Annotated in this window: 15 protein-coding genes and 1 riboswitch; of the genes, 14 read left to right on the top strand and 1 reads right to left on the bottom strand. The window is 30.5% G+C overall.

Annotated elements, in window-relative coordinates:
- Positions 1-41: 41 nt before the first annotated feature.
- Positions 42-179, top strand: coding sequence for a hypothetical protein (locus A7L45_RS23385; protein WP_169829619.1), 138 nt, complete (start codon positions 42-44; stop codon positions 177-179).
- A 544-nt stretch (positions 180-723) separates the two neighbouring features.
- Here A7L45_RS23385 and asd read toward each other — a convergent pair.
- Complete coding sequence (gene asd, locus A7L45_RS19285; RefSeq protein WP_071614294.1) at positions 724-1,806, bottom strand: aspartate-semialdehyde dehydrogenase; 1,083 nt, start codon at positions 1,804-1,806, stop codon at positions 724-726.
- 270 nt (positions 1,807-2,076) lie between these two features.
- Here asd and speD point away from each other — a divergent pair, with 270 nt between their 5' ends.
- The 13 genes from speD to rpsA all read left to right on the top strand — a co-directional run bounded on the left by speD (position 2,077) and on the right by rpsA (position 19,948).
- Positions 2,077-2,895 (top strand): adenosylmethionine decarboxylase, encoded by an 819-nt coding sequence (gene speD, locus A7L45_RS19280; protein WP_071614293.1) that lies wholly within the window; start codon positions 2,077-2,079, stop codon positions 2,893-2,895.
- Positions 2,896-3,829: 934 nt separating this feature from the next.
- Positions 3,830-4,984: a glucose-1-phosphate adenylyltransferase gene (locus A7L45_RS19275; protein ID WP_071614292.1), complete on the top strand. Its 1,155-nt coding sequence runs from the start codon at positions 3,830-3,832 to the stop codon at positions 4,982-4,984.
- Between the two features lie 18 nt (positions 4,985-5,002).
- Complete coding sequence (gene glgD / locus A7L45_RS19270) at positions 5,003-6,112, top strand: glucose-1-phosphate adenylyltransferase subunit GlgD (protein WP_071614291.1); 1,110 nt, start codon at positions 5,003-5,005, stop codon at positions 6,110-6,112.
- An 87-nt stretch (positions 6,113-6,199) separates the two neighbouring features.
- On the top strand, positions 6,200-7,633 hold the full coding sequence (gene glgA, locus A7L45_RS19265; RefSeq protein ID WP_071614290.1) for a glycogen synthase GlgA: 1,434 nt from the start codon (positions 6,200-6,202) through the stop codon (positions 7,631-7,633).
- 63 nt (positions 7,634-7,696) lie between these two features.
- Positions 7,697-10,129 carry a glycogen/starch/alpha-glucan phosphorylase gene (locus A7L45_RS19260; RefSeq protein ID WP_071614289.1) on the top strand — a complete coding sequence of 811 codons (2,433 nt, stop codon included), beginning with the start codon at positions 7,697-7,699 and terminating at the stop codon, positions 10,127-10,129.
- A 285-nt stretch (positions 10,130-10,414) separates the two neighbouring features.
- Positions 10,415-11,533, top strand: coding sequence for a glucose-1-phosphate adenylyltransferase subunit GlgD (gene glgD / locus A7L45_RS19255; protein WP_071614288.1), 1,119 nt, complete (start codon positions 10,415-10,417; stop codon positions 11,531-11,533).
- A 77-nt stretch (positions 11,534-11,610) separates the two neighbouring features.
- A riboswitch (purine riboswitch) is annotated at positions 11,611-11,712 on the top strand.
- A 142-nt stretch (positions 11,713-11,854) separates the two neighbouring features.
- A complete protein-coding gene (locus tag A7L45_RS19250; RefSeq protein ID WP_071614287.1) occupies positions 11,855-12,427 on the top strand; it encodes a xanthine phosphoribosyltransferase in 573 nt (190 codons plus the stop codon).
- 39 nt (positions 12,428-12,466) lie between these two features.
- A complete protein-coding gene (locus A7L45_RS19245) occupies positions 12,467-13,570 on the top strand; it encodes a BMP family ABC transporter substrate-binding protein (protein WP_071614286.1) in 1,104 nt (367 codons plus the stop codon).
- A 248-nt stretch (positions 13,571-13,818) separates the two neighbouring features.
- A complete protein-coding gene (locus tag A7L45_RS19240; protein WP_071614285.1) occupies positions 13,819-15,339 on the top strand; it encodes an ABC transporter ATP-binding protein in 1,521 nt (506 codons plus the stop codon).
- Positions 15,340-16,419, top strand: coding sequence for an ABC transporter permease (locus A7L45_RS19235; protein WP_071614284.1), 1,080 nt, complete (start codon positions 15,340-15,342; stop codon positions 16,417-16,419).
- The gene (locus A7L45_RS19230; RefSeq protein WP_071614283.1) at positions 16,412-17,350 is read left to right on the top strand and encodes an ABC transporter permease; all 939 of its coding nucleotides are present in this window, start codon (positions 16,412-16,414) and stop codon (positions 17,348-17,350) included. The genes A7L45_RS19235 and A7L45_RS19230 overlap by 8 nt, the downstream gene beginning before the upstream one ends.
- A gap of 276 nt (positions 17,351-17,626) precedes the next feature.
- Positions 17,627-18,616, top strand: a complete 990-nt coding sequence (gene cbiG / locus A7L45_RS19225) for a cobalt-precorrin 5A hydrolase (protein ID WP_071614282.1) — start codon at positions 17,627-17,629, stop codon at positions 18,614-18,616.
- A gap of 159 nt (positions 18,617-18,775) precedes the next feature.
- Entirely contained in the window at positions 18,776-19,948 is a 1,173-nt protein-coding gene (rpsA, locus tag A7L45_RS19220; protein ID WP_071614281.1) for a 30S ribosomal protein S1, read from the top strand.
- The last annotated feature ends 56 nt before the right edge of the window (positions 19,949-20,004 follow it).

Raw genomic sequence — 20,004 nt, 5'->3', positions numbered from 1 at the left:
AGTTATTATTGAAAAGTATAGTATAGAAAGGAGAGTGTTAAATGAGTAGTAAATTAACTGCAACTAAATTGAAAATGGCCGCTCTTGGAAAGTATGATATAGAAGCAGGTGCTGAAACTTATAGCGATCCTGAAATCAAAAACAAAATAAAGAATAAACTAAAGAAAGAGCCTAAATAGGGCTCTTTTCCATGTTTTTCTATAATATGAGTTCCGTTCCAAAGGAATGAAGAGCTCATTGAATGGAACTTTTTTATAGTTGAGAGTTAAGCTGAATTTTATATGAAAATTTCTGGTTTGAAAAATTAAATTCGAAGGATATGTACCATATCTGCAGCCTATCGGCTAAAAGATTTTTTGTGGAGATTATGGAAAAAGAGTATTTTCTTTTTCATGTTTTTTTACAATACGATTTCCGTTCCAAAGGAACGGAACAGCTCATTCTTCTAAATATAGCAATACATAATAGAATGAACTTCCTCTGGAAGTAACATTAAATAAGAAGAGCAGAAACAATTGAAATCCCATTTAGAAATTCTTCTTTTGTAAATGAAAAATTCTCGTGAGCATTCCAGGAAGGAAGGCTAGCGAACTCGAGCCAGGACGGCGAGTGTGAGCATCAGAGAATTTTTACTTACAAAAGATTAGAATTTCTTAAAGGAATTTAATGTTTCAAACTCTTATTTAATGTTACGCAAGAGGAAGTTCATTGGATCAAACTTTTTTATTTTGAAGTTAGATATCCTTCATTCATTAGAAGCTCAGCAGATAACACTGCACCACCGGCTGCACCACGTAGAGTATTGTGGGATAAACAAACAAATTTATAATCAAATATTTTGTCTGTCCGTAGTCTACCAAGTGATATTCCCATACCTTTTTCAATATTTCTATCAAGTTTTGTTTGAGGTCTATCATTTTCCTCGAAGTATGTTAAAAACTTTTCAGGAGCGTTTGGAAGCTTCAAATCTTGAGGTTTTCCTTTGTAGCTAGCCCATTTTTCTAAAATAGTTTCTTTTGATGGCTTCTTTTCAAAGGAAACAAACACAGCGGCTAAGTGACCATCAGCCACAGGGACACGTATGCATTGAGTTGAAATTATAGGTGTCTCTGCATTAACTACTTTATCATTTTCTATATGACCCCAAATTTTTAGAGGTTCCTGTTCACTCTTTTCTTCTTCTCCACCTATATATGGGATAACATTATCAATAATTTCTGGCCAGTCTGAGAAAATTTTACCTGATCCAGATATAGCTTGATATGTGCAAACTAATATTTTTGTAGGTTTATATTCTAGAAGAGCACTTATAGCAGGGACATAACTTTGGATTGAGCAGTTTGGTTTTACAGCAATAAAACCTCTTTTAGTTCCAAGTCTCCTCCGTTGTATATCGATTAATTTAAAATGGTCTGCATTTATTTCTGGAATAACCATTGGAACATCTGGAGTACTTCGATGTGCAGAGTTATTTGAAATTACAGGAGTTTCTGCTTTAGCATAACTTTCTTCAATTGCTCTTATTTCATTTGCTGGCATATTAACAGCGCAAAAGACAAAATCTACCTCGCTGCTTATTAAATCTACTTCGTTTATGTTTTTTATTACTATATTCTTGACGTTTTCAGGCATTGGAACATCCAATTTCCATCTTTTATTTACTGCGTCAAAATAAGTTTTACCCACAGAGTTCTCACTAGCAGCAATAACAGCTATTTCAAAATAAGGGTGATTTTCAAGTAGTGTAACAAGACGTTGACCAACAAATCCAGTTCCACCTAATAATCCGACTTTTAATTTTTTCATGTATTAATACCTCCGATTCTAATGATGTATAAATGTGTAAAATTATAAATATTGTACATGAATATACTTTTATTCATGTTATATTGGGAATAGTAATAACAAAGATAAAAATATTATATGTTACTATTATAAATGATTATAATGTTAAAAAGTATATACTTCAAGCAATTTATTATATAGAATGGTATGGATGACAAATATATGATTTTTTAATGAAGTAATGGGTCATATGATTTTTCAAAAAAAGACTAAAAGAAATGGGGAATAAAGTTGGCTAAAAATGACAAAAACAAAATAAAACTATATGGATTTAACAATCTAACAAAATCATTAAGTTTTAATATTTATGATGTTTGTTATACAAAAACAATTGAGGATCGAAAGAAATACATAGAGTATATTGATGAACAATATAATGCCGAGAGGTTAACAAAAATTCTCACTGATGTTACGCAAATGATAGGTGCCAGTGTATTAAACATTGCAAAGCAGGATTATGATCCACAAGGAGCAAGTGTAACATTGCTTATTTCAGAAGAAGAAATTCCATTATATGTGGTAGACCCTTCTTGTAATAGGGGAATTCTAACTCCAATAAGGGAGAATATTGTAGGGCATTTAGATAAAAGTCATGTAACAGTTCATACTTATCCTGAAAGTCATCCTCAAAATGATATAAGTACTTTTAGAGTTGATATAGATGTAGCCACTTGTGGTGAAATTTCACCATTAAAAGCTCTAAATTATTTAATAGATAGTTTTGATTCAGATATTATTACTATTGACTATAAAGTTCGTGGGTTTACTCGCGATATGGATGGTAAAAAACATTTTATAGATCACGAAATTAATTCTATACAAAATTATATTGCTAAAGAAACAATTGATAGATATACCTTAATGGATATGAATATATATCAATCAAATATATTTCATACAAAAATGATATTAAATGACTTTGAACTTGATAATTATTTGTTCGAGATTAAACAAGAGGATTTAAATGAGGATGAAAAAGCGAGTATTGTTGCAAAACTTGATAAAGAAATGAAAGAAATATTTTATGGTATGGATATTTCTAATGATTAGTGTTATATTAATGTTATATTAAAGATATGTAGGAATAATATATAAAAATATATAGAAAACACATAAAAGGGCATATTTAAGTAAATGGCAATTAATTGATTTTGTTAGGTATTTAAATGTGCTTAAATATAAAAATTACCAAATTATCTAAACGATTTCAATTTTTACATTAGTAAAAATAAACAATTCTTTAATTATTTATAAAAATAATTCCAATTTTTACCACACATTTACCAATTTATATGCTATAATTTTAAATATATTGTAAATATGTTATTAAAAGTATTTTAAGGAAATAAAAGCAGACAAAGTGCATTTTAGTTTGATAATAATTTAACAACAGGACGTTTATACTTTATTGATGTGTTTAATATTATAGGAATCAAATCACATTTGTATAAATTATAATTTGTTTAGGTGTTGAGGGGAGGGAGATGTTAATAATTGGGAAGGATGTAATACTTTATAAATAATATAAAAAAATCATGTTTCTTTAATATTTTTATCGAAGAGATCAAAGATGGTGATTTATATAAATATAAAATAATAACAAACGATGGGAAAGTACTTTTAAAGGCTGTTCCATATGGAAATTGAAGACAAGCTTCTTAGTTATGTAGTATACATGGGATACACTCATATAGATTTGCTCCCTGTGATGGATCATCCATTAGATTATTAAGAAATATATTCCTTAATTAGTAAATGAGCCGAAATATTTTAAGTGATAACACTATGTTTGGTGGTAATAATAAGTTAAACAATGGAATTATATTACCTATTTTTAAAGAATAGAATAATAGATATTATTGTATAAATATTACTCTGCCAGCATTATCTATAATTCTTATAAAAAAAGAAAAGCAGGATGTTTTATTAAAAGCAACTATATATTAGGGCACGATAGCTTAAGTATAAAAGGGGGAAGATTAGAATGGTTAAGAAAGAGATGATAGCTATGATACTCGCAGGAGGTCAGGGATCAAGACTAAAGCAATTAACGAAAATAACGGCAAAACCTGCAGTACCATTTGGAGGGAAATATAGAATTATAGATTTTTCTTTAAGTAATTGTTCTAATTCTGATATTGACACAGTAGGGGTTCTCACTCAATACCAACCATTGGCACTGAACTCTCATATAGGAATAGGCGCTCCTTGGGATTTAGATAGAAGAAATGGAGGTGTTAGTCTTCTTCCACCTTACCAAAGTGAAGATGGTGGTAATTGGTACAAGGGGACAGCTGATGCGATATTCCAAAATACAAATTATATTGATAGCTTTGACCCAGAATATGTTCTTATTTTATCAGGAGACCATATTTATAAAATGGATTATTCAAAAATGTTAGATTATCACAAAGAAAAAGGCGCAGATGTTACTATTGCAGTAATAAAAGTTCCAGATAATGAATGTAGTAGATTTGGAATAATGAATACTAGTGAAGATGATAGCATTTATGAGTTTGAAGAAAAACCAGAACAACCAAAAAGTAATTTAGCTTCTATGGGGGTTTATATTTTTAGTTGGTCGGCACTTAGACAACTATTAAAAGAGGATAGCCAGGATGAAATATCAAGTCATGACTTTGGAAAAAATATAATAACAAAGATGCTAAACAATGAACAGAAGTTGTTTGCATATCATTTCAAAGGATATTGGAGAGATGTTGGTACTATTGAAAGTTTTTGGTCGGCTAATATGGATTTATTATCTGATGATAATAAACTTGACATACATGATGATAAATGGAGAATATATACAGTGAATCCAATGCTTCCACCACAATATATAGGGCCTGATGCAATTATAAATAATGCATTGCTTAATGAGGGCTGTACAGTACTCGGTGAAGTAAATAATTGTGTTCTTTTTCAAGATGTACATGTTGGAAAAGGATCTAAGATATCTAATTCAGTTATTTTGCCTAATACTAAAATAGGAAATAATGTGGTTATAGATAAAGCGATTATAGGAAGTGACGTTATTATAAGACGTAACTCATATATTGGAAATGGTCGAGATATTATCGTTATAGAAAAGGGCCGTGAAATTAAAGCTGACTTAAAGGTAGTAAGTAAACTATAAAATTAAGGAGGTGTTAAAATGCTTAAAAACTATATAGGGATGTTAATGTTAAATGAACAAGAGGATAATATTAAAAGCCTTACAAAATCAAGACCTATAGCATCTATACCAATAGGTGGAAGGTATAGAATCATTGATTTTGTACTTTCAAATATGGTCAATTCAGGTATTCATAATATAGGTATATTTACAAACACAAAATCTAGGTCTTTAGTTGACCACGTAGGTTCAGGGAAACCTTGGGATTTAGATAGAAAATTAAATGGATTATTTTTATTTAATCTTACATCAGAAAGGTCACAATTAAGGGATATAGACGTATTAAGTAACAATATGGAATATATATATAGAACTAAGCAAGAGTATGTAATAATATCTTCTTCATATATGATATGTAACATGGATTATAATGAGGCAGCTAAGTACCATGAGCAGTCAGAGAGTGATATAACTCTAATATATAAAAAGACAAATAATGGGAAAAAACATTATGTAAATTGCAGTACATTATATATTAATGAAGATAATAAAGTTTTGAGCATTGGCAAAAACATAGGTTCCGAGGAAAAATTAAATATATCAATGGAAATGTTTATAATGAAAAAGACGACTCTTATAGATATTGTAAACAAGTGTATTCAAACAGGAAGTTACAATTCAATAAAGATGGCTATATACAATGAAGTATCAAAATATAACGTAAATGCATATGAGTTTAAGGGTTACCTTCGGTGTGTAAATTCGATTCAGAATTATTACAAAGCCAGTATGGATATGTTAAATGCTAAAATAACCAAAGAATTATTTTTTAACAATGGGTTAATATATACAAAAAGTAAAGATGAGGCTCCTACTAAATACTTTAATGGGTCAGAAGTTAATAATTGTTTGATTTCAAATGGGTGTATTTTGAAAGGGAAAATAGAAAAGAGTGTAATCTCAAGAAGGGTTACTGTTGAGGCAGGGGCTGTGATTAAGAATTGCATAATATTTCAGAATTGTGAAATTAAAAAAGGATGTAAACTCACTAATGTCATAATTGATAAAAACACTGTTATAAGTGAGAATACAGTACTTGAGGGTGATGAAGAGTTCCCAGTTGTTATAGAGAAAAAAATTAGAACGTAAAAATATTAGAACGTAAAAATATTAAATTTAAAAGATAAACAAATAACTACAATAATATGTTATTTGTTTGTAAAGCGGGGGGTTTATATGAAAGTATTATTTGTGGCATCGGAAGCTTATCCTTTTATAAAAACTGGAGGTCTTGGGGATGTGGTATATGCGTTACCTAAGGCTTTAAGAAAAATCGGAATAGATGCAAGAGTAATTATACCTAAATATAGTAACATTCCTTTATCATTTAGAAGTTGTATGGAAAACATAGCTTATTTTAATGTTGAGGTTGGTTGGAGAAGTAAGTATTGTGGATTAGAACATTTAATGTACGATGGAGTTCCTTATTATTTTGTAGATAATGAGTACTATTTTAAAAGACCTAACATTTATGGAGATTATGATGACGGTGAGAGGTTTGCTTATTTTTCCAAAGCAGTGCTTGAAGCTATAAGATACATGGGAGATTTTAAACCAGATATAATTCATTGTAATGATTGGCAATGTGGTCCTGTACCAATACTCCTTAAAGACAAGTATAGTGAGGACGATCTATATAATAAAATAAAAAGTGTATTTACTATACACAATTTGCAATATCAAGGAATATTTCCGAAAGAAGTATTAAGTGATCTACTAAATTTAGATTGGAAGTATTTTAATGAGAATGAAATGAAATTTTATGACGCTGTATCTTTCATGAAAGGTGGAATTGTATTCGCAGATGCTGTAACTACAGTAAGCAAGACATATGCGAAAGAGATCCAAACTCCTTTTTATGGAGAAAGACTAGATGGATTATTATCTTCAAGGTCAAGTAACTTATATGGAATAGTAAATGGCATAGATTATGAAATCTATAGTCCTAAAGTTGATAAAAAGATATTATATAATTATGATATTAAAAATATAAAACAAAAGGTAAAAAATAAATTAAAGCTTCAGGCAAAACTAGGTTTTCCAGTAACTGAGGGTATACCAATGATAGGAATTGTTACAAGACTTGTAAAACAAAAGGGTTTAGATCTAATTGTTGAGAAATTACAAGAACTCCTTAGCCTTCCTATTCAAATAGTATTACTTGGTAATGGTGATGAATATTATGAGGATATATTTCAGTATTATGCTTCTATTTACCCAAGTAGAATATCGACAAACATCATTTTTGATGAAGCCCTAGCACAACAAATATATGCTGCTTCAGATATGTTTTTGATGCCATCATTATTTGAACCTTGTGGTATAGGGCAACTTATAGCACTGAAATACGGAAGTATCCCAATCACACGTGAAACTGGAGGACTTAAAGACACAATTATTCCTTATAATAAATATACTGGGAAGGGTAATGGATTCTCTTTTAATAATTATTCTGGTAAAGAATTACTCGAGACTATAAATAGGGCTCTCGATTTGTACAAAGATAAAAATTCATGGAACAAATTAGTTCAGAATGCTATGAGTTCAAATAATAGTTGGGAAAATTCTGCAAAAAATTATATGAAATTATATAGTGATCTAAAAAAATAATGGTTGGCATTTTTCAATATGTTTTGCATATAAGTGAATCTAAAATTTTAGGTGGTGAATGTTGTGGTAATCGATAAAAATATGTTTAAAATGGATTATATAGAAAAACTACAAACAATGTTTGCAGAAGAAGCAGTTGATGCTTCGCCTTTGCATCAATATTATGCGTTAGGTGCACTCATAAAAGATTATTGTGCAAAGCCTTGGATAGAAAGTAACAAGGAATATGCAAAAAACAAAGGAAAACAAGTATATTATTTTTCAATGGAATTTCTGGTTGGTAGATTGCTAAATAGCAATCTAGTTAATCTAGGGCTCAAGGATATATGTGAGCAGGCACTTCACGAACTAGGAATTAATTTGATTGAGGTAGAGGATATAGAAGCAGATGCTGGGCTTGGTAATGGTGGACTTGGAAGACTAGCAGCATGTTTTTTAGACTCTATGGCGTCGACGCAGGTACCAGGTCATGGTTGTGGGATAAGGTATAAATATGGATTGTTTAAACAAAAAATAGAAAATGGTTATCAAGTAGAAGTTCCTGATAATTGGTTAAAAAATGGTAATGCGTGGGAAATAAGAAAGGAAAATAAGGCTGTTGAAGTAAGATTTGGAGGAAGTGTGCATTTAGAGGATGATAAAGGGATAACAAAAGTTATTCATGAAAATTATGAATGTGTACGTGCAGTACCTTATGATACTCCGATAAAAGGGTATAAAAATAATACTGTAAACACTTTAAGGCTTTGGAGCGCCGAAACTATGGAAGAGGATTTTGATTTTTCATCCTTTAGTCAAGGTAACTATGTAAAAGCTGGAGAAAATAAATATTCAGCAGAAGCTATCTCACAAATTTTATATCCGGATGATAGTTATGAAAAAGGGAAATTATTAAGACTAAAGCAAGAGTATTTTTTTGTAAGTGCCGGGCTTCAAAGTATTATAAAAAATTATAAAAAGAAGAAAATATCTCTGCTTGACTTTCATAAACATGTTGCAGTGCAAATAAACGATACTCATCCTGCAGTAGCAGTGGCCGAGCTAATGAGAATCCTAATGGACACGGAGAACTTATCCTGGGATGATGCATGGTACGTTACAACAAGAACTACGGCTTATACTAATCATACAATTATGGCAGAAGCATTAGAAAAATGGCCTGTGGATATATTTAAAAAATTACTTCCACGAATTTATATGATTGTTGAAGAAATAAATAGGCGTTTTTGTAATGAAGTTTATCATAGGTATAATGGTGATTGGAGCAAAGTAAATAATATGTCTATTATTTATGATGGATATGTGCGAATGGCATATCTTGCAATTGTAGGGGGACACTCTGTTAATGGAGTAGCAAAACTTCATACAGAATTATTAAAACATCAAGAACTTTCCGATTTTTATGAATTTTTCCCTGAAAAATTTAATAACCAAACTAATGGAATAACTCATAGAAGATGGTTACTAAATTCCAACGTTGAGCTTGCAAAACTTATAACAGAAACTATTGGTGATAGTTGGATAAAAACTCCAAATGATCTTAATAAATTAATTAAATATGCAAAGGATTCAGCTTTTCAAGAGAAAACACAAATTATAAAAACAAATAATAAAATAAATTTTTCGAATCATGTATTATCAAAATATGGAGCTTCAATTGACCCGAGTTCAATATTTGATGTTCATGTAAAAAGAATGCATTCATATAAAAGACAAACTTTAAATGTACTTCATATAATGTATTTATATAACCAGATACTCGCAAATCCAAATATTGATATGGTTCCAAGAACTTTTATATTTGGGGCAAAAGCGTCACCTAGTTATTATATAGCAAAACAGACTATTAAGCTTATCAATACTTTGGCAAGTAAGATAAATAATGATCCAATAGTTCGTGGAAAAATAAAAATATTATTTCTTGAAAATTATGGAGTGTCACTTGCCGAGAAAATCATTCCTTGCGCAGATGTAAGTGAACAAATATCTACTGCATCAAAGGAAGCCTCAGGGACTGGTAATATGAAATTTATGATGAATGGTGCTATAACAATAGCTACTTTAGACGGAGCAAACGTAGAGATATTTGATGCAGTTGGAAAAGAAAATATTGTATTATTTGGTCTTACATCACAAGAGGTAATAGAGTATTATAGGAATAAAACTTATAACTCTTATTATATGTATAATAATGATTTGAGAATAAATACTATATTAAATCAATTGGTAAATGGATTTTTGGAAACACCTAAAACAGAATTTGCTGGTTTATACGAGAGTTTGCTAACTAATAATGATGAGTATTTTGTACTAAAAGATTTTGATGCGTATGTTAATGCTCACAATGAGATTGATAGGTTATTTAGGCAAAAAGCTATTTGGCAACAAATGTCAATTATAAACATCGCGAAATCTGGTATATTCTCTAGTGATAATACTATAAAAAAATATGCAAAAGAAATTTGGGATACGCCACCTGTTAATATTAAGTTGTAGTTAAAATAGAATGCTATACTAGAAAATTATCTAGTATAGCATTTTTTTTATAATCGCTGTTGACAAATTGTACATATTAATCTATGATTTTGATAAAATGAAATAAAATTTGACAAGCTTTTTGTGATAAAGGATCTAAAAAATGTGGAAAGGAGAATACTATCATGAAAAAAGAAATGATAGCAAAACCTGCAGTCCCATTTGGAGGAAAGTATAGAATTTTATTTAAGCAATTGTTCTAATTCAAAGATATTAACTAGATTATAAAATAAACGAGGTGATGAAATGCTTGGAAATTATATGGGAATATTAATGCTAAACGAGAGAGAAGATAATATTAAAAGCCTTACAAAGTCAAGACCTATAGCAGCCATTCCTATAGGTGGAAGATACAGAATTATTGATTTTGTACTTTCAAATATGGTTAATTCAGGTATTCATAATGTAGGTATATTTACTAATACAAAATCTAGGTCACTAGTTGATCATCTAGGTTCAGGGAAACCGTGGGATTTAGATAGAAAAATAAATGGACTATATGTATTTAATCATACATCAGAAAGATCGGAGTTAAGGGATATAGATGTATTAAATGATAATATGGAATATATTTATAAATCAAAGCAGGATTATGTAATAATATCTTCTTCATACATGTTATGTAATATGGATTACAATGAAGCTGCTATTTATCATGAGCAATCGGGTAGTGATGTAACAGTATTATATAAAAAAACAGAGACTGGGAAGAGTGATTATTTAAGCTGTAGTACATTATATATTAGTGAAGAAAATAAAATTTTAAGTGTTGGGAAAAATATAGGGTCATCGGATAAAATAAATATATCAATGGAAATGTTTATAATGAAAAAGAGCACTCTTATAGATATTGTAAAAAAAAGTAAACAAACAGGATATCATAATTCAATAAAAGAAGTTATCTATGAACATATTATGAAACTCAACGTAAATGCATTTGAATTTAAAGGATATATTAAGCGTATAGATTCTTTGAAAAATTATTATACTGCTAATATGGATCTGTTAAATACTAAGGTAACCAAAGAATTATTTTTTAGCAATGGGTTAATTTATACAAAGAATAAAAATGAGGCTTCTACTAAATATTTTAATGGAGCAAAAGTTAATAATGCTTTAATCTCAAATGGATGTATTTTGAAGGGTAAAATACAAAATAGTATAATCTCAAGAAGTGTGACCGTACATGAGGAAGTCGAAATTGACAATTGTATAATATTTGAAAACTGTGAAATTAAAAAGGGATGTAAGCTCACTAATGTAATTATTGATAGAAATGTAATTATGGGTGAGAATACAGTACTTAAGGGTTCAGATGACTTCCCTGTAGTTATAGAAAAAAAAGTCGAACAATATCAATTTTAAAAATAGATATTGATTTAATAAAACAAATGTTGTAATATTGTAATAACAAGTATAAACACGAACGATGAAATGAAAAAAAAAAATTATATTCGCAAACTCATATAAGCTTAGAAATATGGTCTAAGCGTTTCTACCAAGTAACCGTAAAAGACTTGACTATGGGTGTTTTGATAAATAAAGTAATAATAATTTTGGTATGAATTATTTTTATTGAAGATTTTATTATAAACCCCTTAGTTAACGTATTATCGCGTTATCTAAGGGGTTATTGTTTTATATTACATAATATGCGCAAAAATTTATTAACGAAGGAGAAAATGTATGGAAGCACTAAAGAATAAGATATTAAATGAAGGAACAGTAATAGGTAGTGAGATTTTAAAGGTTGATAGTTTTTTAAATCATCAAATTGATATAAAACTCTTAAATGAAATAGGACAAGAGTTTAAAAAAAGATTTGCAAAAAATGAAATAACGAAAATATTAACAGTTGAAGCATCAGGTATAGGAATAGCATGTATTGTGGCACAATACTTTAATAACATCCCTGTAGTATTTGCAAAAAAACATGATTCCACAACAATGGATAATAATGCATATGAAGCTGAGGTGTTTTCTTTTACAAAAAACAAAAAATATAAAGTTAGAACTAGTAAAAAATATATAAATAAAGAGGACAAAATCCTAATAATTGATGACTTTTTAGCAAATGGAAATGCGGCGCTTGGTCTTATAAAAATAACACGTCAAGCGGAGGCTAGTATTGTTGGAGTTGGAATTGTGATTGAAAAAGCATTCCAAAATGGTAGGGAATGCATAGAAAATGAGGGCATTAAAGTAGAGTCACTAGCAATAATAAAATCTTTAATAGATAACAAGGTAGTTTTTAAATAATAATTATTTGATGTAAAAGAATTAGAGGGGGCATTAATAATGAAGAAAAAATTAGGAAGTTTATTACTAGCATTTACATTACTCACATCTTTAGCACTTGTAGGATGTGGCGGTGCAAAAACTAATACAAAAGCTACGAAGGAAAAGGACATGACGGTAGGATTTATATATGTAGGACCTGTAGGTGACGGAGGTTATACTTATTCTCATGATATGGGAAGAAAAGGGCTTGAAAAACAATTAGGTGTAAAGACTTTGTATAAAGAATCAGTAAAAGAAAACTTAGCAGATGTAGAGCAAGTATGCGAGGAAATGATTAATAAAGGAGCAACTGTTATTATAGGAACAAGTTTTGGATTTATGGATGGAATGGCAGCATCAGCTAAAAAACATCCTGATGTTAAATATCTTCATGCATCTGGGTACACAACATCGACAAATATGTCTACATATTTTGGACGTATATATCAAGCAAGATATCTTTCAGGTATAGTTGCAGGCATGAAAAGCAAAACTAATAAAATAGGATATGTAGCTGCATACTCAATACCAGAAGTAGTAAGAGGAATTAATGCATTTACTCTAGGAGTACAATCTGTTAACCCTAAAGCTATAGTAAAAGTAAAATGGACTAATACTTGGTATGACCCAGCTAAAGAAAAAGAAGCAGGAAAAGCATTAATTGCAGAAGGTGTGGATGTTATTACTCAACATCAAGATACTGCAGGTCCACTTCAAGCAGCAGAAGAAGCAGGAATATCTGCTATTGGATACAATACAGACATGACTGCTAAAGCACCTAAGGCATATATGACAGCTCCAGTTTGGAATTGGACGCCTTATTATGTTGATCAAATAAAAGCTATTAAAGCTGGGACTTGGAAATCAGAGAGTTATTGGAAAGGTCTAGAATCTGGAGTAGTCGCTCTTGCACCACTTACAAAAAATGCACCAAAAGGAGCAGCAGAAGCTGTTGCTAAAGCAAAAGCTGATATTCTATCAGGTAAAAACAAAGTATTTGTAGGACCAATAATAGATCAAAGTGGAGCTGTTAAAGTTGCAAAAGGTATAGTTATGACAGATAAGGAACTATTATCATTTAATTGGTTTGTTAAAGGTGTAGAAGGGAAAATAGCAAAATAAAATAAATTTGGCTTTTAAAAATTAAGGAATATAGCAAACATGATATTATGGTTGCTATATTTATTAAATTTAACGACAGTTCAGAAGGAAAGTCTCCTACTTCTATAAATGAAACTAAACTACCTAAGTAGAAATAAAACTTAAGTAGGAGGGTAAATCTCCTTCTGAAGTCGTTAATGTACAGCTCCGCAGGAGATGATTTGCGGGCAATATGATCTAATAAATACGCTAGAAAGTAGGAAATAAATATGGATAAAACCCCTTATGTATCTATAGAAAATATTAGTAAAACCTTCGGGAAAGTAATAGCTAATAATAATATGAATTTAACTTTGCATGGCGGAGAAATCCATGCACTACTAGGTGAAAATGGGGCAGGTAAAAGTACCCTTATGAACATGTTATCAGGAGTTTATACTCCTGATAGCGGTTCTATTTTTATTCATGGAAAAAATACTAACTTTAATGGTCCAAAAGATGCAATTAAAGCTGGTGTAGGAATGATTTATCAACATTTTAAATTAGTTGAGGAAATGACTGCAAAACAAAATATATTACTTGGTCAAACAAGTGGGATTTTCTTTAATAATAAGATAGAAATTAAAAAAATTAATGATTTATGCGAAAAATTTCATTTGGAAATGGATTTAAATAAATATGTTTCAGAGATGCCAGTAGGTGAAAGGCAAAATCTTGAAATACTTAAAGTGCTTTATAGGGGTGCTGATATTTTAGTATTAGATGAGCCTACTACTGTGTTTACAGAAAGTGAGACAGAAAAGTTATTTAAAATAATGAGAAGTATGAAAGAGAAAGGCAAAGCAATTATATTCATAAGTCATAAAATGAATGAAGTAATGGAGATATGCGATAAAATTACTGTATTAAGAAAAGGTGAGGCTATAAAGACACTTAAGAAAGAAGAAACCAGTCCTAAGGAATTAACAGAGCTAATGATGGGTCGCAAAGCAGATTTATCTATAAAAAAGGTAGATAAAGAGGCGGGCGCGGTAATGCTTGAGGTATCAGATTTAGTAGTTGTAAATGATGAAAAAGCAGAGATTCTTAAAAATATTAGTTTCGCTCTTAGAAAAGGTGAAATTCTTGGTATTGCTGGAATTGCGGGTAGTGGACAAAGAGAATTATGTGAAGCTATTGCAGGTATCGAGAAGGTTTCGAGTGGGAAAATAGTTCTAGAGGGGGAAGACCTTGTAGGGAAATCTCCGAGAGATATTATTAATAAAGGTATAAGTATGAGTTTTATACCAGAGGATAGATTAGGAATGGGACTTGTTGCATCTATGGGTATGGTGGATAATCTTTTGCTAAAGGATTACCACACTCAAAAAGGAATATTCATAAATAGAAAACCAGTCATTAAAAAAGCAAAAGAAATGATGAAAAAATTTGAAATAAAAACCCCGGATATATATCATCCTATAAAATATTTATCAGGTGGTAATATTCAAAAGATATTAGTTGGAAGAGAATTAAGCATGCATCCTAAAATACTTATTATGGCATATGCCGTTCGTGGACTTGATATTAATACATGTTATACGATATATGACCTTATAAGTGAGGAAAAGAAAAAAGAAACTGCAGTTTTATTTATAGGAGAGGATCTCGACGTATTAATTCATTTATGTGATAGGATTATGGTGATTTGTGATGGCAAGATTACTGGAATAGTTGATGCAAAAGAGTCTTCTAGAGAAAAAATCGGTATGATGATGGTTGGAAATACTGACGATACGGAGGTGGTATAGATGATTCAGATTGTTAAAAGATCTAAAATAAGCAAAACAGATAATTTTAAAATTAGGTGTATTGCAATACTCCTATCACTTGTAGTACTTGCTATATTTCTGATAATCATTAACCTTAATCCAATAGATGTGTACGCGGCGATTGTGCAGGGTAGTTTTGGTTCAACTTATAGCATCCAGCAGACATTTATTAAGTCTATACCACTTATTATAAGTTCTCTTGGAATAGCCATAGCATTTAGAATGCAATTTTGGAATATTGGAGGAGAAGGACAAATACTTATGGGAGCATTTGCCGCTACTTATTTTGCTTTAAAATTTCCAAATATGCCTAAGTTTCAATTGCTTTTAATAATGTTTTGCGCAGGAATACTCGGTGGGGGATTATGGGCATTAATTGCAGCATTGCTTAAAGGAAAATGGAATACTAATGAGACTATCGTAACCTTAATGTTAAATTATATTGCAATAAAATTTATAACTTATCTTCAATATGGACCTTGGAGAGATAAAAACGCAATGGGTTTTCCCAAAATTCCTAGTTTTGCTGCAAATGCAACACTTCCAGATGTTTTTGGTATAAATATGGGATGGATTATAGCAATTATATTAACAATCTTAGTATATATTTTCATAAAATATACTAAGAAGGGTTATGAAATTTCGGTCCTTGGGGAAAGTGAAAAAACAGCTATATACGCAGGTATAAAAATTAGAAAAACTATGTTTATAGCTATATTTTTAAGTGGTGCTTTATGTGGAATTGCAGGTGTAATTCAAGTTTCAGCTGTTAGCAGAACGCTTTCTGCAGATGTTGCAGGTGGGGTAGGATTTACAGCTATAATTATAGCATGGTTATCATCACTTTCTGCACCTATTATAGTAATAGTATCTATACTATTTGCTGCACTTGTTCAAGGTGCATCATTTATTCAAACAGCGTTTGGAATACCAGAAGCTGCCGCACAATTAATACAAGCAATTATTTTATTCTTTGTATTAGGTAGTGAATTTTTTACTAAGTATAAAATAAATTTTAAATCTAAGGGAAAACTAAAGGGGGTAAATAAAAATGAATAGTATAACAACATTTTTAGCCGCTGCAGTAGTAGCTGGTACTCCTCTACTTTTTGCAACGCTTGGAGAATTATTAACTGAAAAAGTAGGTAATCTTAATTTAGGGGTAGAAGGCATGATGCTTATGGGATCTGTTATTGGGTTTATGGCAGGAGTAAGTACAGGGAATCCAATAATAGCAATGGTAGCTGCAGCAATTGCTGGTGGCTTTGGTGCACTTGTTTATGCATTTTTAACCATATCACTCAGGGCGAATCAAGTTGTATGTGGTCTTACATTAACTATATTTGGAACAGGTTTTTCAAGCATGGTAGGTAAAAATTTGATAGGGCAAGTTACGCCGAATACAATTAAAAATTTCTTTGTACCTATAAGAATTCCGATAATAGGACATATACCTTTTATTGGAGACATATTTTTTAATCATGATATGTTTGTATATTTTGGGTATATTATGACTATCCTTTTATTTATATATTTATATAAAACAGCTAAGGGACTAAATACAATGGCAGTTGGAGAAAATCCAGCAGCTGCAGATGCAGCTAGTATAAATGTTACTCTTTATAAATATGTTAACACATTAATCGGAGGAGCTCTTTGCGGCCTTGGTGGAGCATACTTATCCCTTGTTTATGTACCAGCATGGCAGGAAAATGTAACAGCAGGCAGAGGGTGGATTGCTGTTGCCCTTGTAATTTTTGCAACATGGAAACCTCAAAAAGCAATAATTGGAGCATACCTTTTCGGTGGACTTGATATATTAGGATTTAGACTTCAGGGATTACCGGGTTTTGAGATATCACAATATCTTATTGATTTGTTACCTTATGTAGTTACAATAGTTATTCTAGTAATAGTATCAATGAGAAAATCGGGTAAAAACTCACCACCTGCTGGACTTTCAGTTCCTTATTTTAGAGAGGAAAGGTGATCTGATTTAAGGGGGGAGTGAAGGACAAGCAAGGTAACCGGGGGACGGTTAACAATTAATTGATGTTTTAGTGATTAATGTTAGGGACGGTTAACAACTAATTGATGTTTTAGTGATTAATGTTTGGGGACGGTTAGCAATTAATTGACGTTTTAATGATTAGTTGTTAACCGTCCCCACTTTTTTTCGCTTTTTTTGATTTATTCATTTGTTTTAGCAATTGCTTTGTAATTTGCGCGCAACTATAGTATGATGTATAGTAGGAATGGTGACAAAATGAAATATGCAGTTGTTACGTTTACCCAAAAGGGAGATCAAATAGCGGAAATTTTAGCAACAAGTCTTAATATTGATTTATATTCAAAGAAAAAACATAGTAATTTTGATTTTGCAAAGGTTAGTAAAAAAGTAATGGAGAACTATAGAGGTATAATTTTTATAAGTTCTACAGGTATTGCAGTTAGATCAATAGCACCATACATAAAAAGTAAGGATCTGGATCCGGCAGTATTAGTTATAGATAATTCTTGTAATTATGTTATAAGTCTTTTAAGTGGCCATTTAGGAGGCGCGAACGAATTTGCATTAAAGGTTAGTAAACTTTTAGATGCAAAACCTATAATAACTACAGCAACGGATAATTTAGGCATTTATGCCCCTGATATGATAGCAAAAGATAATGGATTTGTTATTGAAGATTTGAAAAAAGCAAAAGACATAGCGGCGCTTTTAGTAGAAGGAAAAAAAATTGGATTTCTTGATGAAAAAGGAATAATACAAACACCAACTGGATATAGTAGTAGTTTAGAGAATATTTCTGGATTGATGTATATTTCTAGTAAAGATATTATTAATGCTAAGTTAAAGGAATATAATGTACCAACGCTTAAATTAATAAGAAAAAATATTGTACTTGGAATAGGATGTAGAAAAAACTTTTCGATGGATAAAATGAATCATACAGTAATAAGGGTGCTTAAGCAGTACAATATAGATATTAGGGCTATAAAGTCTATTGCGACAGTTAATGTTAAAAAAGATGAATTAGCAATAAAGGCATTGGCAGATTATTTTAAATGTCAGCTTAAAATATTTACGACAGAAGATATAAAGAAAGTACAACATAAATTCAGCGGAAGTGATTTTGTTGAGAAAACTATTGGTGTTAGAGCTGTTTGTGAACCTTGCGTTGAACTTAGTGGGGCAAAAATCATGACAATTAAAATGAAATTAGATGGTATGACCTTATGCATAGGGGAAGTATGATATAATAGAGAAGGTGTTTTTAGATAAATGCTGAGTAATCTAGTGAGTTTTAAAAATAAAAAGGATTTCAATGAATATTTATAGAATATATAATAGTAGACTATAAATAATTTAAGAATAGATTTAACAACAATTATGAAATTAGAGGAGTGTATTTATATGACAACAGATATTAAGGAAGAAGTTACGATGAAAGATGCTATGGAAAATACTGCAGAAACTATGGTTATTAATAGTGGAGACGTTGTACTTGGAACTGTACTTTCTGTAAGTGAAGAAGAAGTTCTAGTAAACATTGGTTATATGACTGATGGTGTTATAACAAAAGAAGAATTATCAAACGATAAAGAAGCAAACATTACAGATCTTGTAAAAGTTGGAGATCAAATCTCTGTATATATAATGAAAGTTAATAACGGAGAAGGAAATGTGCTTTTATCTAAGAAAAGAGCAGATGGTCTTAAAATATGGGATGAATTCCAAGAAATTTTAGATGCAAACAAAACTTTAGAAGTAACAGTTAGTGACATAGTAAAAGGTGGAGCTACAGCTTACATAGAAGGCGTTAGAGCATTTATACCAGCATCACAAATATCAGATTCATATATAGAAAATTTAGAAGACTATAAAGGTAAAACTTTAGTAGTTAAAATAATAGAACTTGATAAAGAAAATAAAAATATTGTTCTATCTAGAAGAGTAATTGAAAAAGAAGAAAATGCAGTTAAAAGAGATCAAATTTGGAATGAACTTAAAAAAGGTGAAAAGAGAAAAGGCGTTGTAACTAGACTTGCTAAATTTGGCGCATTTGTAGATTTAGGTGGCATTGATGGTCTTATTCACGTTTCACAATTATCATGGAAAAGAGTTCAAGAACCATCAGAAGTAGTAGCTGTTGGACAGGAAGTAGAAGTTACAGTTTTAGATTTTGATAAAGAAAAAGGAAGAATATCTTTAGGACTTAAGAGTGAACAAGGAAACCCATGGAACAACATAACAAGCAACTACAAGCCTGGTGCTATAGTTGAAGGAACTGTTGTTAAATTAATGGATTTCGGTGCTTTTGTACAACTTGAATCAGGAGTTGAAGGACTAGTTCATTTATCAGAAATATCAGAAGAACGTATTGCAAAAGTTTCTGACGTATTAAAAGTTGGAGAAGTTGTAAAAGTTAAAATCGGTGAAATAAACGAAAAAGATAGAAGAATAAGCCTAAGCATTAGAGAAGCAGCAAGAGGAAATGAAGATTTTTCAGATTATAAGCAAGAAGAAGAAAGTGGATTAACACTAGGAGATATATTAGGAGATAAACTTAAAAACTATAAATTCTAGTAAAAGTTCCATATCATAAAGGTCTAAATTAAATATTATGAGACAAAACAACTAAT

It is taken from the genome of Clostridium estertheticum subsp. estertheticum, from assembly GCF_001877035.1.
Lineage (GTDB): Bacteria > Bacillota > Clostridia > Clostridiales > Clostridiaceae > Clostridium_AD > Clostridium_AD estertheticum.
The sequence above is the reverse complement of the archived record's forward strand: the minus strand, read 5'-3'. Positions and strand labels throughout refer to the sequence as shown.